The organism is Streptomyces spinoverrucosus (assembly GCF_006539505.1).
In the GTDB taxonomy this organism is placed as follows: domain Bacteria; phylum Actinomycetota; class Actinomycetes; order Streptomycetales; family Streptomycetaceae; genus Streptomyces; species Streptomyces spinoverrucosus.
In genome coordinates this window covers 33,371-54,711 of the sequence record NZ_BJND01000057.1, presented here as the reverse complement: position 1 = coordinate 54,711, position 21,341 = coordinate 33,371, and the positions used below count along the sequence as shown (strand labels likewise).

The 21,341-nt window shown below is 67.7% G+C and carries 19 protein-coding genes and 3 pseudogenes; 9 read left to right on the top strand and 13 right to left on the bottom strand.

What is annotated here, in order from left to right:
- Positions 1–9 precede the first annotated feature (9 nt).
- From SSP24_RS32030 to SSP24_RS32020, 3 genes are read right to left on the bottom strand one after another with little or no spacing between them, the layout of a single operon-like run.
- On the bottom strand, positions 10–1,419 hold the full coding sequence (locus SSP24_RS32030) for an FtsK/SpoIIIE domain-containing protein (RefSeq protein ID WP_141313471.1): 1,410 nt from the start codon (positions 1,417–1,419) through the stop codon (positions 10–12).
- Positions 1,420–1,626 (bottom strand): hypothetical protein, encoded by a 207-nt coding sequence (locus tag SSP24_RS32025; RefSeq protein ID WP_141313470.1) that lies wholly within the window; start codon positions 1,624–1,626, stop codon positions 1,420–1,422.
- Positions 1,623–1,982 carry an SCO3933 family regulatory protein gene (locus tag SSP24_RS32020; protein WP_141313469.1) on the bottom strand — a complete coding sequence of 120 codons (360 nt, stop codon included), beginning with the start codon at positions 1,980–1,982 and terminating at the stop codon, positions 1,623–1,625. Before SSP24_RS32020 ends, SSP24_RS32025 begins: the two co-directional genes overlap by 4 nt.
- A gap of 169 nt (positions 1,983–2,151) precedes the next feature.
- Here SSP24_RS32020 and SSP24_RS32015 point away from each other — a divergent pair, with 169 nt between their 5' ends.
- Positions 2,152–2,637: a GntR family transcriptional regulator gene (locus tag SSP24_RS32015; RefSeq protein WP_141313468.1), complete on the top strand. Its 486-nt coding sequence runs from the start codon at positions 2,152–2,154 to the stop codon at positions 2,635–2,637.
- Between the two features lie 1,597 nt (positions 2,638–4,234).
- Here SSP24_RS32015 and SSP24_RS32010 read toward each other — a convergent pair.
- From SSP24_RS32010 to SSP24_RS32000, 3 genes and pseudogenes are all read right to left on the bottom strand, one after another.
- Positions 4,235–5,070: pseudogene (locus SSP24_RS32010) on the bottom strand (protein kinase family protein).
- A 68-nt stretch (positions 5,071–5,138) separates the two neighbouring features.
- Positions 5,139–5,582, bottom strand: coding sequence for a glycine-rich domain-containing protein (locus SSP24_RS32005; protein WP_141313467.1), 444 nt, complete (start codon positions 5,580–5,582; stop codon positions 5,139–5,141).
- Positions 5,583–5,834: 252 nt separating this feature from the next.
- Positions 5,835–6,077 (bottom strand): hypothetical protein, encoded by a 243-nt coding sequence (locus SSP24_RS32000; RefSeq protein WP_141313466.1) that lies wholly within the window; start codon positions 6,075–6,077, stop codon positions 5,835–5,837.
- Positions 6,078–6,190: 113 nt separating this feature from the next.
- On the opposite strand from SSP24_RS32000, the pseudogene SSP24_RS45650 reads away from it, so the two are divergent.
- Both SSP24_RS45650 and SSP24_RS31995 read left to right on the top strand, forming a co-directional pair.
- Positions 6,191–6,391: pseudogene (locus SSP24_RS45650) on the top strand (hypothetical protein); the annotation flags it as partial.
- 80 nt (positions 6,392–6,471) lie between these two features.
- Positions 6,472–7,530 carry an NsdA family TPR-like regulatory protein gene (locus SSP24_RS31995; RefSeq protein ID WP_506005154.1) on the top strand — a complete coding sequence of 353 codons (1,059 nt, stop codon included), beginning with the start codon at positions 6,472–6,474 and terminating at the stop codon, positions 7,528–7,530.
- On the opposite strand, the gene SSP24_RS31990 is transcribed toward SSP24_RS31995, so the two are convergent.
- The 4 genes from SSP24_RS31990 to SSP24_RS43405 form a co-directional block, all read right to left on the bottom strand.
- The gene (locus tag SSP24_RS31990; protein WP_141313465.1) at positions 7,508–8,041 is read right to left on the bottom strand and encodes an NUDIX hydrolase; all 534 of its coding nucleotides are present in this window, start codon (positions 8,039–8,041) and stop codon (positions 7,508–7,510) included. The two genes, SSP24_RS31995 and SSP24_RS31990, sit on opposite strands and share 23 nt — an antisense overlap.
- A 959-nt stretch (positions 8,042–9,000) precedes the next feature.
- On the bottom strand, positions 9,001–11,277 hold the full coding sequence (locus SSP24_RS31985; RefSeq protein WP_141313464.1) for an FG-GAP-like repeat-containing protein: 2,277 nt from the start codon (positions 11,275–11,277) through the stop codon (positions 9,001–9,003).
- A gap of 132 nt (positions 11,278–11,409) precedes the next feature.
- The gene (locus tag SSP24_RS31980) at positions 11,410–11,607 is read right to left on the bottom strand and encodes a hypothetical protein (protein ID WP_141313463.1); all 198 of its coding nucleotides are present in this window, start codon (positions 11,605–11,607) and stop codon (positions 11,410–11,412) included.
- A gap of 141 nt (positions 11,608–11,748) precedes the next feature.
- Positions 11,749–12,240, bottom strand: a complete 492-nt coding sequence (locus tag SSP24_RS43405) for a site-specific integrase (RefSeq protein WP_174864761.1) — start codon at positions 12,238–12,240, stop codon at positions 11,749–11,751.
- A gap of 144 nt (positions 12,241–12,384) precedes the next feature.
- Here SSP24_RS43405 and SSP24_RS31970 point away from each other — a divergent pair, with 144 nt between their 5' ends.
- A complete protein-coding gene (locus SSP24_RS31970) occupies positions 12,385–12,975 on the top strand; it encodes a 2'-5' RNA ligase family protein (RefSeq protein ID WP_141313462.1) in 591 nt (196 codons plus the stop codon).
- Between the two features lie 189 nt (positions 12,976–13,164).
- Positions 13,165–13,386: a hypothetical protein gene (locus SSP24_RS31965; RefSeq protein WP_141313461.1), complete on the top strand. Its 222-nt coding sequence runs from the start codon at positions 13,165–13,167 to the stop codon at positions 13,384–13,386.
- A gap of 499 nt (positions 13,387–13,885) precedes the next feature.
- Here SSP24_RS31965 and SSP24_RS31955 read toward each other — a convergent pair whose 3' ends face one another.
- Together SSP24_RS31955 and SSP24_RS31950 are read right to left on the bottom strand one after the other, a co-directional pair.
- The gene (locus tag SSP24_RS31955; protein WP_174864760.1) at positions 13,886–14,194 is read right to left on the bottom strand and encodes a hypothetical protein; all 309 of its coding nucleotides are present in this window, start codon (positions 14,192–14,194) and stop codon (positions 13,886–13,888) included.
- Between the two features lie 130 nt (positions 14,195–14,324).
- Positions 14,325–15,524: an epoxide hydrolase family protein gene (locus tag SSP24_RS31950; protein WP_141313459.1), complete on the bottom strand. Its 1,200-nt coding sequence runs from the start codon at positions 15,522–15,524 to the stop codon at positions 14,325–14,327.
- A gap of 211 nt (positions 15,525–15,735) precedes the next feature.
- Here SSP24_RS31950 and SSP24_RS31945 point away from each other — a divergent pair, with 211 nt between their 5' ends.
- The gene (locus tag SSP24_RS31945) at positions 15,736–18,549 is read left to right on the top strand and encodes an AAA family ATPase (protein ID WP_141313458.1); all 2,814 of its coding nucleotides are present in this window, start codon (positions 15,736–15,738) and stop codon (positions 18,547–18,549) included.
- A 72-nt stretch (positions 18,550–18,621) separates the two neighbouring features.
- Here the strand turns inward: SSP24_RS31945 and SSP24_RS44460 are convergent.
- Positions 18,622–18,772: pseudogene (locus tag SSP24_RS44460) on the bottom strand (site-specific integrase); the annotation flags it as partial.
- A 139-nt stretch (positions 18,773–18,911) separates the two neighbouring features.
- On the opposite strand from SSP24_RS44460, the gene SSP24_RS31935 reads away from it, so the two are divergent.
- The 3 genes from SSP24_RS31935 (at position 18,912) to SSP24_RS31925 (ending at position 21,313) form a co-directional block, all read left to right on the top strand.
- On the top strand, positions 18,912–19,289 hold the full coding sequence (locus SSP24_RS31935) for an NUDIX domain-containing protein (RefSeq protein WP_141313457.1): 378 nt from the start codon (positions 18,912–18,914) through the stop codon (positions 19,287–19,289).
- Positions 19,290–19,515: 226 nt separating this feature from the next.
- Positions 19,516–20,304, top strand: a complete 789-nt coding sequence (locus SSP24_RS31930) for a hypothetical protein (RefSeq protein ID WP_141313456.1) — start codon at positions 19,516–19,518, stop codon at positions 20,302–20,304.
- 85 nt (positions 20,305–20,389) lie between these two features.
- On the top strand, positions 20,390–21,313 hold the full coding sequence (locus tag SSP24_RS31925; RefSeq protein WP_141313455.1) for a hypothetical protein: 924 nt from the start codon (positions 20,390–20,392) through the stop codon (positions 21,311–21,313).
- The last annotated feature ends 28 nt before the right edge of the window (positions 21,314–21,341 follow it).

The following is a 21,341-nucleotide window of genomic DNA, read 5'->3' as shown; positions in this document are numbered from 1 at the left end:
CTGCGCATGTCAGGCCGCCATGGCGGGGGGCTCGGGGTCGTCCTTGGTGAGGTCCACGACCGTCCGTCCGGTCAGGTTCTCCAGGAGCCGGGCCGGGTGGTGCACCAGGTGGGCGGTGGCTTCGGCGACGCGGGCGGCGTCCTCGTCGGCGACGTAGGGGGTGCGGATGCGGATGAAGCCGAGGCGTCCGTGCTGGGACATGACCGCGACACCGACGTAGGCGGGGTCCTGGAGAAGGACCGGGCTGGCGTCGGGCCACTCACGGATGTCGTCGCCGAGCGCGGCCACGGCGGCGTCAGCGGTCTTCTGCGCGAAGGACAGGCCGACCGGGCAGACATCGCGGATGAAGGTGGGGATGGCGTCCCCGGTGGTCTTCTGCGTGGTGAGCAGGGTCAGGAAACCGACTGAGCGGCCCTTCTTCACCAGGTCCTCCGTGAGCCGGGCGTTCTCCGCAGCGAATGCCGCCAGCCGCTTCGTGGCCGTGTCGGAGCCCTTGTGGTCGCGGAAGTAGGTATGGGCCTCGTCGATGACGATGACGATCAGGGGCCAGTCAGCCGACGGGCCGACGTGCCACATGTTCTTCTTGCCCAGCACCTTGCGGATGCTCGCGGAGCGAGCACGGCGCAGCTCCACCAGCTCCTTGAGGAGCTTGTTCGCCTCTTCCAGGTCATCCCCGCAGAACGCGAACGCCCGCTGTACGAGGTCGGCGTAGTCGCCCTCGTGGGCGTGGGACACCTTCCCGTCGAAGAAGACGAACTGCACGGCCGGCGAGGGCGCCCAGTCGCACACCAGCCGGTTCACACACGAGGTCTTCCCGAAGCCCGGCAGGCCGCCGATAGCCACTCCGGGCACTTCCTTGAGGGGCACGAAGACGGGCATGCCGAACTCGTCCACCCCCAGGTCCCACGTCGCGTACTCCGCAGGCGGGCGGCCGCTGGGCACATGAACCGTCGGCGTGATCAGCGGGTCCACGCGCACCCCGCGCAGCATGACCTGTCCGGGCTTGTCCCCCGGCAGCGCTGACACTCGGGTCATACGCCAGGCATCCGCCAGGTAGGGGGCCGCCTTCTGGAACTCCGCCAGGCCGACGCCCGGCAGACAGGTCGCCCGTGCGATCACCCCGTACGCGTCATGCGTGACCTTCAGTGCGGGTACCAGGACGCGGGGCTTGACGGGCTTGCCGTCCGTGTTCGCCAGCGACGCGAGCGCGGTCGGCATCTTGTCCGTGGCGCACAGCTTCAGCATCTGCGCGAGCCGCTTCCAGCCCCATCGCACGCGCACGGCCTGCCGGATGGACTGCCGGGTCATGGCGTCGGCGCGCACGTAGCGGACCACCCACACCACCGCCCACATGGCGAACACGACGAGGCCGAGCAGCGCGACGAGCGGGGCGAGGCCGAACACCTCCTGCACGGACATTCATTGCTCCTTGGGGTTGTAGAGGAAGGCCGCCAGGGCCGATTCGAGAGCCGCCCAGTCCTGCCAGGTGGCGAGGCGGGGGTAGCCGTAGCCGACGAGCACGGCCGCCACCGAGTTCACGAGTGACTCGGTGAACCGGGGGTCCGGCCCGGCGTGAGCCAGCGGGTAGCTGCGCTCAGCGCCGAACCGGAATGCGGTGCCGCTCACGCCGCTTCAGCGGCCGGGGCGGGTCCGCCGACCAGGTCCAGGCGGTCGGCGCGGTAGGCGATGCCGTCCGAGAGCTGGCCGTTGAAGATCCGGGCCCACGGGGTGGCGAACAGCTCCACCGGCATGACCGGCAGGCCGGGCTTGAGGCCGTTGGGGAGACCGGTCTCAGGAACGGTGATCTTCAGCGCCTCGGCACGGTCCTCCTCCATGAAGAAGAGGGTGATCGTCATCAGCTTTGCGCCGGTTTCGCGGTCCACGGCGAACTGGGTCTTCTCGGCGTCCGCGTACTTCGGCACCGGCAGGGTGCCGACCATGAACGACGCGGTGGGGAGCAGGCCAACACGGATACGAGCCATGGGTGTTACGTCCTTTCGTTAGGTGCTCCGCCGGGCGGCGAGGCGTGATCTATAGAACCTCGCTCACCTAGCACTGTCAAGTCATAAGGGTGAGCTAGGTGTCCAGTGGCGCAGTTCAGCTATGTCAGTGGGGTGTGCTAGGGGAGCTAGGAGTCGCTACCCTTGGGGCATGACTCCCGCGCCAGACAAGAAGCAGGACCGCCGGCCGCCGTATCAGCACGCGGCCGACGAGCTTCGGCGCGACATCAAGCAAGGCCGCTTCAAGCCCGGCGAACAGATGCCGTCCGTCCGTGAGCTGCAAGAGCGCTTCGGCGTTGCCAACATGACCGCAAGAAGCGCCCTGAACGTGCTGCGGGACGAAGGGCTGATCTACACCATCCACGGCCGGGGCAGTTTCGTCGCCGACGTCGCCGACCGCACGGGTGAGTTCACCATCGGCTACAACCCGCCCGCCTGGTACCTGGCCAAGAAGGGTAAGGAAGAGCCGGACGCAGAAGTCGAGGAGGGGGAGCCCGGCAACGAATCTGCCGGGTCCTCCCTCATCGAACTACTCGCCGCCCTGCGCGACGAGATTCGAGCACTCAGTGCGGAGCACCAGGAATTGCGTCGGGAAGTCGAGGCCCTGAAGAAGGCCCAGCAGCCGCCGCCGTCCTAGCCGCCGCAGTCTTGAGCCGAGCGACCTCCTGCCGCATTTCCATCGCTTCATGGCCGAGCCTTGCCACCGTGGCCCTCATCTCGCGGACCAGTGCGGCCACCTCTGCCGCCTCCCGGCTGTGAATGGCGATCAACTCCCTTTCTGAGTCGCGCATCTGCTCGGTCATGTCTCCCCGTTCACTGCTGTGCCGTTGTTGCATTCAGCCAACCGTCGAGGGCTTGCCCGAAGGCTTGCCCAGCGGTCATCCACCGCCGGATCAGGGCTTGCCCGTACCGCTCGGCAAGCCGTCATCGCGGCTGTTGAGCTAGGTCTACCTGCCAGACCGGACACGTACGAGGTGCGCTGCGCTGCACTCCCGCAGGGCGGGCAGAAACCGTCCTTCGGATTCCTCTGCGTCCCGCTGGACGGGAACTGGCGTCTCCCTGCGCCCACATCACTCGTCCTTCCAGTCCTCGGTCAGGAGCATCAATAGTCCGGAGAATCGCCGGTTTGGGTAACCGGCACTTCGGCGCTATGTTGTGCCGCTCGATCCATCGGGGATCGCCTATGGGGGGTGCCGAGATCCGCATCGGTGTGACCTCTAGTTCTGTGATCCACGCCACTTCTCCACCTCCAGTCGGACGCCCGTACTCGCTTGCTACAGGTGCCGGAGAACCAGTCGGTGTGACAGTCGCCGGACAAAAATCAGCGCACCACTCACCGCCGACCACGAAGCCGACCACCAGCACCCGGCCAAGGTCACGAAATGGTCACGGCGTGGCCTGGTAAGCCCCGACCAACCGCGTAATGGCATCCTGCGATCCCCCGCCTGTGGATAAATTCCAGCGACCGCCAGAACAAACGGGGATGAATGCGGATCTATCGGGCTAAAGCGGTGCAGGAGCCGGCGAGCGGGTGGGAGGTCGGGGTCAGCGCATGTCTGCGCGACCGGCCAGGGGCCCAGCACAGCGGAGCTGTTCAGAGTTTCTTTACTGGATCAAGGCGGCCCGCCTACGGCGGGCCGCGCGCGCTGGCGGCCAAGGGCCGCCGCCGCTCCATGTCTCTGCCACCGCTCCGGCGGCCCCCACCCGCTCAGCGCGCAGCATCGCCAAGGCGTACAGCCAGACCAGGAAGCAACCCCGACCACGCCGAGCACCAGGACCGGGCCGACACCGACCAAGCGCGACCACGTCACCCAACCGCCCACCCCTCCATGCCACATGGCCCACTGAGCCGCAATCCGATCCCAGTGGACAGGACACGTCGGCAACGCCCAGGCTCGATCGAGGTGCGGCTCGTGACGATGGAAGAAGCGTGGCTGAGGCCGGCACTGGGTTGCTGGAGACACACGTGACGGGTGCTCGTTCGGCGCACGCGCCGTCGTGGCTGACTTTCGGTGGCTCAGGTCAGAACCTCTCTCACTCGACAACGCGAAGCCGGGTTGCAGCAGCACCGGCATCCGAGCACGCCAACTGCCCCGGTACCATCGGCACCGGGGTCCTGATCAGGGATTCCGTGACCGGACCACCCGGAATGCTGTCCAGGCTGAGGGGTGGTCCGGTCTTTGTTTTGTCGGCCGCAGCCGTGCGAGCGGCTCCGATGAACCGGCGCTTCGGGATCAGCTCATGGCCTTGCCTACCTCGTAGATGGTGGGCCGATCCTCGGGAGCGTGGCTGAGCATCGCGTCGATCAGTTCACCCAGCTCGCCGGGCGCCTTCACGGGGCGACGCTTCCCGTTCGCCACGGCCTCTCTCTGAACGGGGCGCGGAGCGCCGTCCGGATACTCGACCGCCCGCCAGCCCGTGGCGGAGATGAGCAGGGATGCACCGAGCGCGTAGATGTCGGCTCCCTGCGTTGGCTCGGCTTCTCCGGTGGCGAGCACGCTTCGGGCAATCTCCGGTGCCTCGTAGTGGACGAGGCAGCCGCGGAACGGGAAGTCGTACCCTTCGGGCACGTGTCCGCCCCGGGCAAGGGCGAGGTCGATGAGGTGCGTCCGCTCCGCCCGATGATGAAGTGGGCGGGCTGTACGTCACCATGGGCCCAGCCCTTGGCGTGGAGTTCGGCCAGGGCCTCGACACAGCCCAGTGCGACGCTGGTGTGCGGTTCGACGGGCGAGTCTTGCCTACGGCAGGGCTCCCACAGGTGGTAAAGGCCCGGCCCTTCGTGCCACGGCTGGAAGTTCCACGTCCCGCGCTCCCACTCGCCGTACGCGAAGTCATCGAAGCCGAGGCGATGCAGTACGGCACCCTCGCGCGCGGGGGCGAGCGCGGTCCAGGGCTGGGCGGGCCAGTCGGCCGTAGCCTCGATCGGGTAGCCGAGTTTCACAGCGTAGTGGCCCCGATGGCCTTCGACCTCCCAGACCATGGAGCCCCGGCGGTTCACGGCCAAGCGCTGGGTCGTGGGCATGAGCGCGTCGAGCACCGCGATCGGCAGTTCAGGGGGTGACCCGGACAACGTCTCTTCTCCTTCCGGGCGAACGCGGCCGACCGAGTCGAGGCCGGCCGCGTCGCTGCTGTCGTGTGCTACGCCTGACCGTACGGTCGGCCGCAGTCCAAGTCGCACTGCGCGAGGTTCGTGCCGTTCACGGTCCACAACTCGTCGAAGACCATGAACCCGGCCGCCTTCATGGCGCGCGCCGAGGCGGCGACCTTCTCCGGGTCACGGGCCCCTCCGCCCGGCGCCGGGTTGTGGTGCAGGAAGCGGCCGGCGTGCCGCTCGCACAGAGCGGCGTACTCCTTCGTGTGCAGGATGAGAGCGTGCAGGCCGAGGTCCACGTCGTCCGACGGGACCATGGGCACGGTGGTGGTGGCTGCGGTGACCACGAAGCCGACCGCCTGGTCCGCGATCCGCTCCGCTCGCTCGGGCGACTGCCCGTTGTGGAGGACCACGAAGTGGGCGAGGCTTTCGAACAGTTCCTCACCAGCCACCGCGCGACCGGACTTCTGAACGTTCGCCGTTGCCGTCATGCGAAATCTCCTTGTGTGTGGCGGTGCGTTGCATCTACCGCCCGCATCGATCGGTGAGCCGTGGCTCATGGACGACCAGGACGCGGGATTGGATGGCCGGCCCCGAACGGGGGCGGGGGAGCCGGGGAACTGGCACCCGTTCGGGGCGGCCGGTCTACTGGCCGATGGCGAGAGCCACGCCGATCACCAGGCCGCACGACCCGCTGATCATGATGATGAACAGGACTCCCGCGTACCGGCCGATGGCGCGCATCACAGCCGATCCCGACTGTTGCCGTTCTTGACGGCCAGGCGTGCGCTCAGTTCCTCCCGCGCATTCAGCGCCACCACGTTGTCCGGCCTGGCATCCCACTCCATGCCGCCACCGATCGGCCTTATCTGCACACGGCCGCCGACCTCACCCATGACGACGCCGATACGTCCCCTGGCGCTGTCCTTCGCCAGTTCACCGATGCCTGGCCTGGTCTGCTGGTTGCTCGCCATGGAAAGGAGCATCGCGATCAGGGGACCTCCGCCAAAAGGTCAGGCTGATTACCCAACTTGGGTAACATCGCGGCAAGTAGAGAACCAGCGACGTTGCGTAGCCCTCGCAGTGGGGAGCTTGCCCAATGCCCGACGCCGACCTGCCGCAGGAACTACCTGCCAGGCTGCTCACCGATCCCGAGATGATCGATGCCTGTCGGGTGCGGGACTTCGCCAGAGTCTTCCGGCTGGTGAAGATCAGGGCAGGTATCTACCCCTCCATGATCGCCAGACGGTGTGAGCTGACCCCCAGCCGTGTCGGTGAAGTAATCGCAGGTCAACGTCAGTTGCAGCACATGGACGTCATCGAGCGTATCGCGGACGGCTTGCGCATCCCGGGACACATGCTTGGGCTTGCGCGCCGAGCGTGGGAGACGTCGCAGGCGCTCGTGGTCGCCGAGCGAGAGGTACACCAAGCACCGGAGCCCGAGCAGCAGACGCCGCGGCTCTGCCAGGTCCCGACGTGGACAGCATCTTGGCGTTGGCCAGCCGAACGAACCTCAGTGCGGCCACACTTGCAGCCTTCCGCTCTTCCATCGAGGACTACTGGCGACGGGACGACCAGCACGGCGGCGAGGCGCTGAGGCCGGCCATCGTCGGCCAGCTCCGGTATGTCGTTGGACTCCTGAAGGAGAACCGGCCATCGTCCATCCAGAACGGCCTGTACGGCATCGCGGCCGAGCTCGCACGCCTCACCGGCTGGACCTACTTCGACGCCCGCCAGTACAACCAGGCCCGCGCGTACTTCACTGAGGCCCTGCAACTGGCCAAGGAAATCGACGATCGCCAGTTCATGGCCAACGTCCTTGCCTGCATGAGCTTGCAGGGCACCTACCAGGACAAGCCTGCGGACTCTCTGGCCCTCGTGACCGCCGCCCAGGACCAGGCCCGCTCAGCACTCGACACCACCCCACGGGTGCTTTCCATGCTGTCGATGCGCGAAGCCTTCGCTCACGCCACCCTCGGAAACCGGGATTCCACGCACCGGGCGATCGGGGAAGCGCACCACCAGTTCGAGCAGGTTCGGTCGAGCGACCCAGACCCGTCATGGGTGACGTACTTCGATGAGCCGAAACTGATTGTGGACACGGGCATCGCCCACGGCCGACTGGGCGAAGCAGCGACCGCCGAACCCTTGATCGCGGATGCACTGCGGAGGGAGGACCGCTCCAACCAGCGAGGCCGCGCGTTTCACGCGTTCTGGCTGGCCCGTACGCAGCTGGACCAAGGCAAGCTCGACCAGGCATGCCACACCGCCACGGAAGCTCTGGAACCCGCGTCGGCGGTTGCCTCGGAGCGCGTGTCAGGCCATCTCAGGGAGTTCTACGACCAGTTGGCCCCGCACAGGCAAGAGCCCGTAGCCCTGGCCTTCGAGGCGCGGCTACGGGCACTCCTCCCACCAGTCAGCGGATCGCTTCATCTATGAGTAGGTAGAGCAGACCGACGAGCGATCCGCTGCTCACGATCTCCCGACGATCGATCATCCCCCGCACCTCCGAGAGGGGGATCCACTCGATGCGGTCGGACTCGTTCTTCTCAGTGGGCGGCCCGGCGTAGGTCGCGCCATCCACGCGGAAGACGTGGTGCTGCGAGTCGGTGATCCCATTGGCCGGCTCGGCGTAAATCAGGGGCTTGATGGGGCCAGGGCGCCACCCCGTCTCCTCCAGCACTTCGCGGGCTGCCGCCTCCTCCGGGGTCTCACCCTCCTCGACCAGGCCCATGGGCAACTCCCAGGCCCACGAATCCGTGATGAAGCGGTGCCGCCACATCATCAGGACCTCTTGGCGGTCATTGACCACGGCGGCCACGGCCAGGTGCCTGAGGCGAACGACGTGGTACTCCCACCTGCGCCCGTCAGGCTGTTGGACGTCGACCAGACACAGATTCACCCACTTGTTGGTGTAGACCTGTCGCTCACCGTGGGTCTTCCACTCCATACCTGCGGCCCCTCTCGACCGATCTCCAGCATCTCAGACTGATCCGGAGATGGACGCAGGTTCGGGTGATTTCGTGTCAAGTTGACGATATGTAGTGTAGGGCTCCCAGGGTCGTGTCGCGAGCCCACGAATCGTGACCTGCTGTGGCAGCTGCCGTAGCAGCCCCTACCTGTGCCTCACTACAGCACGTTGGATCAGGACTTCAGGAACATCAGCGGTTAGGCCCTGTCCTGTTGATCAGGCCAGCTCAGGCATGCTGATGCTGGCATGCGCCTCCTGCCGCCGACCCCATCGGGCGACCGGTGGCCAGCGACGTCCGCTTGGATCGGGCACTGTCGTATGTGCACATGGTCGGTCCCTTCGGCAGTACCGTAATAGGTCGGTGACGATGCGTACGGAGGAGGGGACGGTGTCGCAGTCCAGCGCCCGTAGTAGTAAGGCCATCAACCCAAGCGCGTACAACGCACTGGCCGACGCCCTGACGGTCATCTTCTGGAACAAGCCACCCTTCGAACGCTACGTGCACGGCATGTTGCAGCACCAGAGTGAGCTGTTGGCGCGGCTGGACTTCGGGGCAACTAAGGCTTGTCCTACCTTCCAAGACGTGGGTCTGATCCAGTCATTCGTAAGACCGGATCAGACCCACGTCTTGGAAGGTAGGACGGCCCTTTAGTACATCAAGCACTCATGCCCCCCACGCGCGCGTGCCCGGGGCGGACTTCGAGGTGCGGATAGAGCGGGGCGAGGACGGCCTCGTCCGGAGGGGGGTCTCTGACACGCGGGGCGACCGGGAGCCGATGCCCGTCCCTCACGGAACCTGGAGAGGGCGGATGCGGGCTGCTGCTCGTATCCGCCCTTACCGGCGCCTAGGCCCCAAGGACAGCTGCGTCGAAAGGACCGTCTGGGAGACCGTGCCGCCGTCCCGTCAGAACAGGGTCACCGGATGGAGGCCGACGTCGTCAGAAAACCGAGTTGACGGGTGCCGAGTCCCAGAGCAGGTTGCCCGGGGCAGCGGGCTTGAACGGGACGGCCGTGTCACCGGTGCCCGCGTAGAACTTGGCGCCCGAGGTTCCGACCGCGTAGAGATCGGCCCGCCCGTCGCGGTCGGCGTCGCCGATGCCGACGAGGTGGGTGAAGACGCCCCAGCCCCCGCCGATCCTCGTGCGCGGGGCGTAGGTGCCGTCGCCCTTGCCCTCGTACAGCCACAGGACACCTGCCTTGTCGCGGGCGACGAGGTCTCCGGCGGAGGTGCCGGTGATGTTGCCGGTGGCGGTGAGCTGGTTGTAGATCCCCCAGCCCCTGCCGATCTTCTTGCGGGATGCGAACGGCGCGCTCGTGCTGCCCGTGCCCTTGTAGAACCACAGGTCGCCGGCGGCGTCGGTGGCGAGGAGGTCGGACTTCCTGTCGTCGTCGAGGTCGCTGCCGCCGGTTATGTTGTTGTAGACCTGCCAGCCGCTGCCGATCTTCGTACGGCTGGCGAAGTTGCCGTTTCCGTTGCCCTGGTAGAGCCAGAGCACGCCGACCTTGTCACGGGCGACAAGGTCGCCGGCCGGGCTGCCGGCGATGTTCCCGACGGCCTCCAGCTGGTTGTAGATCTGCCAGCCGCCGCCGACCTTCACCCGACCCGTCGAGTACGGCTGCGGCGCGGACGCCACCTTGGCCGAGTCGTCGCGCCACAGCACGCCCGCGGCGTCACGGGAGAGCAGGTCCGGTGTGCTGTTGTCCGTGTAGTCGTGCAGGCCGGTCGTACGGGTGACCTTGAAGGTGCCGGTCTGCGCGACGTCCGGACCGATGCCGTTGAGTGGGGTGGCGGTGAAGTCCCAGGCGTAGTCGCCGCTGGGCGCGAACTCCTTCATGCCTTCGGCGTTGGGGAGCATCCCGTCCCAGCGGAAGTCGACGGATCCCTTGTCCTCGTAGGTGGCCGCCTGTGCGAAGTCGTACCGCACGCTGCGGCCCGTGCCGACATGACGCACCGTCACGGAGCCCTGGGCATTGGTCCGGGAGAGTACCCAGCGGAGCAGGGCCTGACCGTTGTTCTTGTCGAGGTCGACGACCGGGGGAATGGCCGCGGTGTGCAGCGTGAGCACGGTCGGCTCGCCGGTGCTCGCGATGAGCGTGGCGGTGGGCTTGCCGTCCGCGCCGAGTGCGATCCGGTAGACCCCCTCACCGTGGGCGACCGTACCGCCGCGCACCAGGAGCGCGCCGTCGGTGGTGGGGACGGTGGACGAGGCGTGGTCGAGGAGCTTGACCGTGGATCCGTCGACGAGGTTGACAGCACTGAGCGCGAAGCGGGGGGACGCTTCGGTCGCGGCGGCGCCGCCCGGAGTCGCGTACGTGACCCAGTCACCCAGGACGCCGATGTGCGGGCGGACGGAGTTGCCCAGGTCGGCCGCTTCCACGGCCGGCGTGCTCCCCGAACCGTCGCGGGTGGCGTACATGAGCTTGGCGTGCGCGGACGTCGGGGCGTCGACCCAGACCCAGCGCTCCCCGGAAAGGGCTGTGTCGGTGTCGTACGCGGACACGCCCACCTCGCGCTTCTCGACGACGGAGGCGGTGGCGACGTCCACGACGGCGAGGTAGGAGCGGTCGGTGTCGGCATCAGCCGAGACGTACCGGACGAGCGCCGAGCTGTTCGACAGGGCCTCGACGCTCTGGATCCTGGAGTTCGGCGTGAGGCCGGTCACCTGCCGGTCGCTGCCCGCCTGGTTCCCCTCGCCGATCAGACGGAGCTGGCCCACCTTGCTCTGGCTGTCCCAGGACGAGAAGACGAGAGTCCTGCCGACGACGCCCTTCCAGTAGAGCCGGGTGTCGGTCTGGTTGACGACCGCGGGGTCGCTGCCCGGCGATGACATGTCATGGAGCAGGTACCGGGTGGTGCCGTCCTCCTTGGCGACGACGGTGTCGGAACCGCCGCCGCGGTACCCGCTGTACCACTCCGGGAGGCTTGTGGTGGTGCCGTCGACGGTGCTGGTCCAGCGGTAGTACGTGTGGTCCCATCGGCGCTCCACCGACAGAAACCCGGTCGGGCCGACGCTGAGGATCTGGTCGGTGCGGGGGATGGAGATGACGCCGTCGACGGTCGCCTGCGTGTCGGCGGGTCCGGCGTCCGCGGCGACGGCAGCGGTGGGCGTCGCGGCGATCGCGGGCGCCGTCGCGAGGCTCGCACCGACGGTCGCGGCGAGAACGGTGGTGACGGCCGCGACGAGCTGATGTCGGGCGGGACGAACATGGATCAAAGCGGGTTCCTCTCAAGCGACCGGGCGCGCACCAGGGGCTGCGCGCCCGGTCGGACTCTTGATCACGTCAGAAGGTTGTGCTGGGTGGCGATGTCGTCAGGCCGACGGAGGTGTCGCTCAGGCGAAGTGGTCCTACCGGCGCTTGGTGCCGGCGAAGTACACACCGACCTGCTCACGCGAGCGGAAGGGTACGCGCCAGTCGCCCGTGCCCTTGGACAGGTACGCGCCGTGGGGGTTGGCAGCGTTGACGGCGTACAGGTGGGGGCGCCCGTCGCGGTTGGCGTTGCCGACGCCGACGAGGTGGGTGTACGTGTTCCAGCCGCCGCCCACCCGGATACGGGACGGCCGACGTCCGGTATGACGGATGACGGCAACCTTGACGGCAACGACGCCACACAGAGACCGTTGATCACGATGGTCAGCACCTGTCCTGGAGGAAGGCGGAGCCCTCGCCCAACAGCTTGCCCGATCCTACGGATCAGAAGGTTGCAGGTTCGAATCCTTCCGAGTGCGCAGCATGTCGGAGGCCCTGTGGAGTGATCCACAGGGCCTCCGGCTTTTGTCGGACCTGATTAGGGAGGCGTCCCATTCTCCCCGAGCACCTCGATGATCATGCGGGCGTCGGCGGCTCTGTTCGTGGAGGGGCGAAGCACAAGTGTGGCGCAGGTCACGGAAGCCGACCTTACGGACTCCCGCGCGGGCGCACAGCGTCTCGAAGGACCGGTTCAGGTTGCGCGGCTCGATGGGCGTTCCCTTGTTTCGTGCTGAAGACGAGGCCCTGACCTGTCCCCTGCCAGTTGGCACCAGCCGCCTTCCGGTCAGCAGCGCCGCTTGTGCTCCAGCTGCTTTTTGTCCTTGCCCTGTGCGCAGCACCAGCGACTCGTAGTTGACGTACGTCGTCTTGCTGACCTTGCCCTTCGCGACGTTCATCAGCCAGTACGTCAGGTACTCGGCGATCGTCATCTTGTCCCCCACTTGGCGATCGCTCGGGCATGTTCTGTCACCGTGATTTGGCCCCACCTGTGTGCTCGGGTGGGGCCCCGTCCGGCTTGGCAGGGGGGTGGTAATCGGGTCGCCGCCGGTCGGGCCCGCTGGTAGACAGATGCGATGGAGGACGACGACACGCATGGGTTTCAGGCAGGGCAGTCGGGGCTGATTGTGAGGGTCCCGGAGGCGGAGCCTGCAGTGCGAGGGTGGCGTGACCGGCTTGACCCCTCGGCCCGTGGCGGTGTTCCGGCCCATGTCACCGTGCTCTTTCCGTTTCTCGATGCGAGCCGGATCGACCAGGGGGTCTGCGCCGCGATCGGCGAGGTACTCGGTCGGCATCAGTCCTTCGAGGCCCGGTTCGACCACTGCGGCCGGTTTCCCGGAGTGCTGTATCTCGCCCCCGAACCGGACACCCACTTCAGGTGCCTCACCGAGGCGATGGTCGAGCGGTGGCCGGAACACCCGCCGTTCGGCGGACAGTTCGACGATGTTGTCCCGCATCTGACCGTCGCCCAGGGCCAGGACGAGGCTGTCGTGGAGCAGGTCGAGGCCGACCTGCTCACCGGTCTTCCCATCGTTGCCCAGGTGTCTTCCGTCGATTTGCTGGTCAACGACGGGAGGCGGTGGCGGCAGCGGGCCTCTTTTCCGCTGGGTCAGCCAGCGGGCCACGGTGCCTTCGGCGTTCTTGGTGACGTATCCGGTAGGCGGTGAAGCGTGCAGGTTCGTGCTGCAACCGTGCCAGATGGCAGGCGTCAGCCACTGTCAGCGAAGGAGATCTGCGGTCGACTTTCGCCTCACCAGATCTCGAAACACCAGGTCAGTGACGTGACACGGTTCTTCCCGTCCGGATCTGTGCCGACGGCCACAGCGAGCGGGATACAGATAGGCTCATACTGAGCCATGACAAAGCCTGCGGCACCGAAGCGTCATTTGCCCACCAGCCCCTTCAAGGCCCCGGTCACATCGGCTCCCAAGCACTTCGCCATGGGCGACCAGGTCACCCATGACATGTACGGCCTCGGCCGGGTAATCGGCATCGAAGACGGAATCGCGGCGCTCGTGGATTTCGGCCAAACACAGATGCGGATCTTGAGCCCGTACACCAAGATGACCAAGCTGTAGGACCGCTGTGCCTGGTCACGGCACACCAGGCCCCCATCAGGGACCTGTAACGAAAGGCAGACCCCTCATCGACTCGACATCGCTGTTCTCCGCTGCGGAAGGGCAACCCCGCCCTTCCGCCGTAGTATCACCGCCTCCGACGACGCAACCCTTCCAGCCCCCGGACTTCGGAGAAGACGAGATCTTCTGGTCCGAGGATGAACAGGTGCCCGCCCCAGGCGGGCCTGCGACGCGGCCCAAGGCTGCCTAGCGGTGGCTTCGACAGCTACTCGCGAGCTGTCTCCGGTGCCGCGTTGAGGAGGGCGGCCGTCTCAGTTTCCGTCTCGGCCAGTCGCCCGTGAACGCAGGTGCCGCCGCACCACAACGGGGAATCACGGTGAAGGCGGCTCCGACCGACAAGGGCCGCCGTGTCGCCATTCGCGCAGGTCAGAGCTCGAATCGGCGGCACGTGATCGCCGCTTCCCAAGCTGATGTTCCGGGGGCCCTCGCCGGACGGGCCTCAGTAGAGGATGATCCGCCAACGCGCGACCCACAGCAGCCGCCCACCGCTCGTATCGCGCACCTGGACTCGATCGTCGTCCACCTGCCGGACGGTGCCGTAGAGCGTCCTGTCCGGGAGGTCCGCTCTGACGGTGTCGTACACCTCCAGGTCGTCCTCGACCGGGCGGGACCACGAGTTCCCGCACAGCGCGCAGAAGTAGCCGACGGCATCGCGCCCCGCGACAGACACGAGGCCGCCGAGACGGACCTGCTCAACCAGGCACCGGGGGCACGGGTCGGCGGTGTGCGCGCCTACTGATCGGGACATCGTTCGATCCTGCAGTACAGCAGCGAAGTGCAGCAAGATTGCAGTGCGTCGATCAGCTCGCCCATTTCACCGGGCGCCCTCACGCACCGACGCCGACCGTTGGCCACCGTCAACGTTGCCCGATCCGGTACTAGCGAAGCGACCGCAGGCCCGTACGCACCTCCTCGACGAAGAGCTCCGGCTGCTCCCACGCCGCGAAGTGGCCGCCCTTGGGGAGCCGGTTGTAGTGGATGAGGTTCGGGTACGCCTGCTCCGCCCAGGTCTTCGGAGCCTGGTAGAGCTCGTCGGGGAAGACGCTCACGGCGACCGGGAGGGTGACACCCACGGCGCCGAAGAACGGCCTCTTGTTCTCCGCGTACAGACGCGCTGCGGAGATCGCCGTGTTCGTCAGCCAGAAGAGCGTGATGTTGTCCAGGACATCGTCACGCGTCAGGCCTTCCTTCTGTCCGGCGAACGCCCGGGAGATCAGGGCCAGGCTGTCCCTGTCGTGGTCGAGCATGAAGGCCGCCAAGCCGACGGGAGAGTCCGCGAACGCGGTCAGCGACTGCGGACGCGAACCCATCATGTAGGCGTAGTAGACGTGCCGGTACACGAAGTCCAGCTGCTCGACCGCCGCCTTCTCCTCGTCGTTGGCGAGGACGACGTCGGACGGCAGCGGGTTGCCGGCCACGATCGCCAGTTCGATGGCGGGCGGAACCACCTTGGGCATGTTGGTGTGAATACCGACCAGGCCCTCGGGCTGCTGAACGGCCATGGTGTCCGTGATGACCGCACCCCAGTCGCCACCCTGCGCCGCGTATTTCGTGTAGCCGAGGCGCTTCATCAGCTCGCCCCAGGCGCGCGCGATGCGCTCGGGACCCCAACCGGTCGAGGTCGGCTTGCCGGAGAATCCGTAGCCGGGCATCGACGGGATCACCAGATGGAAGGCGTCCGACGCGCTCCCGCCGTGGGCGGTGGGGTCGGTGAGCGGTTCGATGATCTTGAGCTGTTCGATGATCGAGCCGGGCCAGCCGTGCGTGACGATGAGCGGCAGAGCGTTCTCGTGCTTCGAGCGGACGTGGATGAAGTGGATGTCCAGTCCGTCGATCTCGGTGATGAAGTGGGGCAGGGCCTTCAGCCTCGCCTCGACCTTGCGCCAGTCGTACTCCTCCGCCCAGTAGCGTGCGAGTTCCTGGATCGTGGCAAGCTGCGTGCCCTGCGACTGATCCGCGACGGTCTCCTTCTCGGGCCAACGCGTCGCCTCGATGCGCGCACGCAGGTCCTGGAGTTCCGCGTCGGAGAACTCGAACGTGAACGGCCGGATCGCCGTCGCTTCGGGGGTGACAGACATAGGGGGCGTTTCTCCTTGTTGTTGTGGCCGGCGGGTGTGTGCCGGCGACTCATCAACAGTGGACTGGGCGGGCGGGCGTCGCCCCAGGGAAAACCCCGGGGGTGGTCCCGTGGCCGGACCCGGGGGTGGGCCTGAGCCCGCACAACTGCCATAAAGCCCGGATGGAAATAAGATCGCATTAGCTCACCAAGCGGGGCAGAAAGATCGATCCATGGGCATGCCCGCCTTCGATTCGCATGTCGCACTGCGGGGCCGGGGCAAGGAGCTGGCCGCGTTGGAGCAGGTGCTGACCACAGCGCGTTCGGGCAGCAGCGCGGTCCTGGTCCTGCGCGGTGAGGCGGGGATCGGCAAGACCGCGTTGCTGGACTACGCAGCAGGCCGGGCCGTCGGGTTCCGCACCGTCGGCGTCGCGGGTATCGAGTCGGAGATGGAGCTTCCGTTCGCGGGCCTCCATCGGCTCTGCGCGCCCATGCTGGGCCGGCTTCACAAGCTCCCCGGACCACAGCGCGACGCACTGTCCGTCGCGTTCGGACTGCGGGAAGGTGAGGCACCCAACCGGTTCCTGGTGGGCCTGGCCGTGATCGGTCTGCTGGCCGGGGCCACCGCGGACCGGCCGCTGGCCTGCCTCGTCGATGATGCACAGTGGCTCGATGACGGGTCCCTGCAGGTGCTGGCGTTTGTCGCCAGGCGATTGATGGCCGAATCGGTGGCTTTGGTCTTCGCCCTGCGCGAGCCTGCCGGCGATGACGTTCGTGAACTGGCAGGCCTGCCGGAACTGATCGTCAATGGCCTCAGCGATCCCGACGCACGTGCCCTGCTGTCCTCAGCCGTCCGCGTCCCGCTCGACCCGCTCGTACGTGACCGGATCGTGGCCGAAGCGCACGGCAACCCGATGGTCCTGCTGGCCCTGCCGCGCGCGCTCGCACCTACCGAGCTGGCGGGGGGTTTCTGGCTTCCCGGCAGGCGCCACTCGGAGAGCTGTATCGAGACCGTATTTCATCAGCAGTTCCGGTCACTGCCGCAGGACAGTCGGCGGCTTCTGCTGACCGCGGCGGCCGAGCCGACCGGAGACGTGGACCTGTTGTGGCGCGCGACCGGTCTGCAGGAGATACCTGTGGACGCCGCAGCGCCGGCCGAGGCCGCGGGACTGGTCGAGCTCGGCACCAAAGTGCGGTTCCGCCATCCCCTGGTGCGTTCGGCCATCTACGGGAGGGCGTCCGCCCCAGACCGCCGGGCGGCGCACCGAGCCTTGGCGGAAGCCACCGATCCTCACCTTGATCCCGATCGCAGGGCGTGGCATCGCGCTCACGCCGCCGCCAGGCGCGACGAGGGCGTTGCCGTCGACCTGGAGCGCTCGGCCGGCCGGGCACAGGGCCGGGGAGGAGCCGCTGCGGCAGCATCGTTCCTGCGGTGGGCGGCTGAGCTGACGCCCGATCCTGCTCGCCGCGTCACCCGTGCGCTGGCCGCTGCCCAGGCCGCGATCGACGTCGGCGGGGCCGACCAGGCCCACAACATGCTGGCGGCCGCGGAGGCCGGCCCGCTCAACGACCTGCAACGTGCACGGCTGGAGCGGCTGCGGGCTCGGCTGGTGTTCTCGCAGGTACGCGGTGGCGACGCGCCCCGGCTCCTGCTCGACGCCGCACACCGGCTGGCGCCCCTCGACGCCGCCCTGGCCCGTGACACCCTGCTGGAGGCGGTCGGCGCGGCGATCTTCGCCGGCCGGCTGAGCGAGGGGCCCGGGCAGCGCGAGGTGGCCGAGGCGGCCCGCTCCGGACCGGCGCCCTCTGTGCCGCCGCGGATGGTCGACGTCCTCCTGGACAGTATGGCCGGCCTCATCATCGACGGCCACGCCGACGGCGTCGACGCCATCAGGCGTGCCCTGCACGTCGTACGCCTTGAGCAGAGAACCGACGCGACGAATGCGGACAGGCGTTGGCTGTGGCTGGCGTTCCGGGTGACGCCCGAGCCTCTCGCAGCTGAGCTGTGGGACGACGACGCGTGGTATGAGCTGGCAGCCGGCGCCGTCGGTATCGCCCGCGAGGCAGGCGCACTCGCCGTCCTCCCGATGGCGCTGACCTACCAGGCGTTCTGCCACGTGCACGCCGGCGAGTTCCAGACCGCGGCGGCCCTGATCGACGAGGCGACGGCGATCTCGGAGGCGGCGGGCGGCGTACCAATGATGTACACGTCATTGGTGCTCGCCGCCTGGCGAGGACAGGAATCCCAGGCACTGGACCTCATTGAGACCACCACGAACGAGGTGGTCTCCCGGGGCGAGGGACGTGCTCTGAGCCTCGCCGACTATGCGACCGCTGTGCTGTACAACGGCCTGGGCCGCTACGAGGACGCCCTGGCGGCCGCGACGCGCGTATGCCAGTACGAGGATCTTGGCTTCTTCGGCTGGGCACTGGTCGAACTGATCGAGGCCGCCGCCCGCAGCGGGCGGCCGGAGGCCGCCGTGTCGGCGTTGAACCAGCTCATCGAACGCACCCGCGCGAGCGGCACCGACTGGGCCCTGGGTACGGAAGCCTGCTCACGCGCGCTCCTGAGCGACGACCAGGACGCCGGTGCCGCCGACGGGCTCTACCGGGAGGCCATCGAGCACCTCGAACGCTGCCGGGTAACTGTCCACCTGGCCCGCGCCCGCCTGCTGTACGGCGAGTGGCTGCGCCGCCAGAGCCGCCGCCAGGAGAGCCGTGCCCAACTGCGTTCCGCCCACGAGGTGTTCAGCGGCATCGGAGCCGAGGGTTTCGCCGAGCGCGCTCGCAGGGAGCTTCTGGCCACCGGAGAAACCGTACGCAAGCGGACGGTCGGCGCCGCCTCCCAACTCACCGGTCAGGAGGCCCAGATCGCCCGGCTGGCCCGAGACGGCCATACCAACGCCGAGATCGGCGCCCAGCTGTTCATCAGCCCTCGTACGGTGGAGTGGCACCTCGGGAACGTCTTCACCAAGCTCGGGGTCAGCTCTCGCAGACAGCTTCGCTCAGTGAGCTTGACGGCAACGATGGCACATGCTGACCGATGACCACCGCGCGTCGACGAGCGATCCGGAAGACCACGGAGTCTCCGCCCAACTGCCTGCCCGGGCCTACGGATCGTCGGCGAGGGAGCGCCCCGCCTGGTCGACGGACCAGGGCTTGATCCGGCGGCGACGAGGCGCGTGCCGCCTGGACCACCCGACGGGACGGGTACGCCTCACAGCACTCCCCGACAGCACAGCAACGCTGCCGTGACTTCGGCCGCTTGGCGCCGAGTTCATCGTCGCCGCGGGAGACCTCGCCGCCAACTCCGTCATGGTGATGGGGACGCGGGGCCGTCCCGAAACGGTCGCCTGGTATCGGCGTTCGCCACGATGAACTGTCGTAGCCCTCTGCGATCGTGGGCGCCATGCGCGAACTGGTGGAGCAGGTGGACGAGCAGGATCGCGTACTCGGCGTGGTGGACCGGAGCGAAGCCATCGCGAACCATTGGCTGCACCGTGTCGCGACAACCGTCTGTCGTGATCCGGAAGGCCGCATCCTGGTGCATCGGAGACCGGCGGGCATGTCCCGGTTTCCGGGTCAGTACAACTGGCTGATCGGTGGAGCGGCAGAGGTCGGGGAGACGTATCAAGAGGCGGCGGCCCGTGAGCTCGCCGAGGAACTGGGCGTCCAAGCGCGGGTGCGGTTCGTCTTCAAGGCACTTCGGCAGTGGACCTTCGTACCCGATGGGGTGGAGGCCCTGTGGCGCTACCGGGCTCAGCCGATGCCAAAGCCGGGTGGGTGAGCGGGGCAACCGGGTTGTGAAGATCGCTGCGCGGTTGGCATACTCCTCCCGCCGCCCCCCACGGCAGGAGCTCTCAGTGAGCTCATCTTTCACCGTTTGGGGCACCATGAGTTTGCGTGTTCGAACGCGCGCGTTCACCCGGCTTGCCAGGACCGTTGGCGTATCCCTGGGCATCGGGGTGGTGGCAGCGGGCCTTCTGGTGAGTTCTCCGGCGCATGCCGTCGAGGTGGAATCAGGGACGTTCGATGTCGTCAGCGAGGTCGGGGACCCGGTCGGCGGCGGTTACTCCTACTCGTACACCGACGGCGAAGGTTCGGCCGACGCCATGTACGCCGGCTGGGACGACAACCAGAACCGGCTCACCGTCATCGTCCAAGGCGCCGACGGCGATCGGTGGGATGTCGTCATGGGAGCCAAGTACGGGGAGCAGTTGGCTCCGGGAACGTACACCGGCGCCTCCGACACACCGGCGTTCGGAGCGCCGAGGCTCTCCGTCAGTGGACCGTTCTACGGCTGTGAGTCCGAGGGTTCCTTCACCATCGACCGTATGGTTCTCGGGCCGCGCGGCTACGTGGAGGCCCTGGACGCCAGTTTCCAGCAGAACTGCGTGGGCACCACCCCCGGACTCACCGGCCAGGTCCACCTCACAAACCCCCCGCCGCCCGCGGAGCTGTCGCTGGGCGTCGACATCGCCGCCTCCGGCACGGTCGGCGCCGACGGGAAGCCCGCCGTGCACGGCACCGTGACCTGCACCGAACCGGTCAACGTGCTGGTGAACGGCAGGATCGACCAGGTCGTGGCCAAGGGCGGCCTCGCGACCGCCTCGTACTACACGCGGGTGGACTGCACCCCGGGTACGCCTGCCGCGTGGGCAGCGGTCGGGACCGTCGGTGACGTCCCCTTCGAAAAGGGCGACGCCGTGGTCGAGTTCAAGGCACAGGCGACTGACCCGGTGTACGGGCACACGGTCGTCACCGAGCCCGAGACAGCCACCGTGTCCCTGCGCAAGAGCTGAACCGGCTGCCGTACCTCACACCCTTCTCTTCATCTCTCCTCATCTCTCTCCATCTCTTTCCGTCTACGGACCTGTGGAGTTTTCCTTGCGAATTCGCGCACGCAACAACGCGTACACGCGCATCACCACCCGCCTCGCTGCGACGCTGGCCTTCACCGCTGTCGCGTCGGGCCTGCTGGCCGGCGGCACGGCGCAGGCGTATGAGGTCGAGTCCGGGAGCTTCGCTTTCAGCGGGGATGCCGGGGAATACATCAGCGCCGGACAGTCGTACTCCTACACCGATGGCGAGGGCTCCCAGGACGGGATGACCGTCCAGGGTTACACCAGCAACGGCGTCGGAACCGGCGTCGGTGTCTTCGTCAACGGTGCGGGCGGCGACACGTGGTCCCTGCACATGGAGGCCCCGTGGGGCCCGTCGCAGCCGCTGGTGCCCGGTACCTACACCGGTGCCAAGGCCAATCCGGCTCCGGGCGAGCCGCGGATCGAGCTCAGAGGCAACGGCCGGGACTGTCTTGCCGAGGGCTCCTTCACCATCCGCTCGGTGGAGTTCGGGCCCTATGGTTACGTGAAGGCTCTCGACGCCTCCTTCGAGCAGCACTGCCCGGGAGCAACGGAATCGGTGCGCGGCGAGGTTCGCCTGACCAATCCGGAGCCGCCCGCCGAGACCGTGCTGGGGCTGCAGGTCGCCGCCGACGGCGTCGCCGACAGGACCACCGGGAAGGCCGTCGTCCACGGCACGGTCACCTGCAACTCGCCCGTGACGGTCCAGTCGTACGGCACGGTGAGCCAGACCGTTGAGGGCGTCACCGTCCGCGGCTCATACCGTACGGAAGTGGCGTGCGTACCGGGCGACCCCACGCCGTGGACCGCGCAGGCCACGCCCACGGGCACCGTGCCCTTCCAGCGCGGCGAGGCCTCGGTGATCGCCCGCACCACCGGCACGGACCCCTTCTACGGTCACACGATCACGGGTGACTACAGCGGCTTGATCCAGCTCGACAAGAAGTGACCGCCAGGTTCTGATCCTGCGCACCTGA

Coding starts and splice junctions, on each gene's coding strand:
- SSP24_RS32030 (WP_141313471.1), bottom strand. CDS start 1,419: ATGTCCGTGCAGGAGGTGTTCGGCCTCGCCCCGCTCGTCGCGCTGCTC.
- SSP24_RS32020 (WP_141313469.1), bottom strand. CDS start 1,982: ATGGCTCGTATCCGTGTTGGCCTGCTCCCCACCGCGTCGTTCATGGTC.
- SSP24_RS32015 (WP_141313468.1), top strand. CDS start 2,152: ATGACTCCCGCGCCAGACAAGAAGCAGGACCGCCGGCCGCCGTATCAG.
- SSP24_RS32005 (WP_141313467.1), bottom strand. CDS start 5,582: ATGACGGCAACGGCGAACGTTCAGAAGTCCGGTCGCGCGGTGGCTGGT.
- SSP24_RS32000 (WP_141313466.1), bottom strand. CDS start 6,077: ATGCTCCTTTCCATGGCGAGCAACCAGCAGACCAGGCCAGGCATCGGT.
- SSP24_RS31990 (WP_141313465.1), bottom strand. CDS start 8,041: ATGGAGTGGAAGACCCACGGTGAGCGACAGGTCTACACCAACAAGTGG.
- SSP24_RS43405 (WP_174864761.1), bottom strand. CDS start 12,240: ATGACGATCGCCGAGTACCTGACGTACTGGCTGATGAACGTCGCGAAG.
- SSP24_RS31970 (WP_141313462.1), top strand. CDS start 12,385: ATGGAGGACGACGACACGCATGGGTTTCAGGCAGGGCAGTCGGGGCTG.
- SSP24_RS31965 (WP_141313461.1), top strand. CDS start 13,165: ATGACAAAGCCTGCGGCACCGAAGCGTCATTTGCCCACCAGCCCCTTC.
- SSP24_RS31955 (WP_174864760.1), bottom strand. CDS start 14,194: ATGTCCCGATCAGTAGGCGCGCACACCGCCGACCCGTGCCCCCGGTGC.
- SSP24_RS31950 (WP_141313459.1), bottom strand. CDS start 15,524: ATGTCTGTCACCCCCGAAGCGACGGCGATCCGGCCGTTCACGTTCGAG.
- SSP24_RS31945 (WP_141313458.1), top strand. CDS start 15,736: ATGGGCATGCCCGCCTTCGATTCGCATGTCGCACTGCGGGGCCGGGGC.
- SSP24_RS31935 (WP_141313457.1), top strand. CDS start 18,912: ATGCGCGAACTGGTGGAGCAGGTGGACGAGCAGGATCGCGTACTCGGC.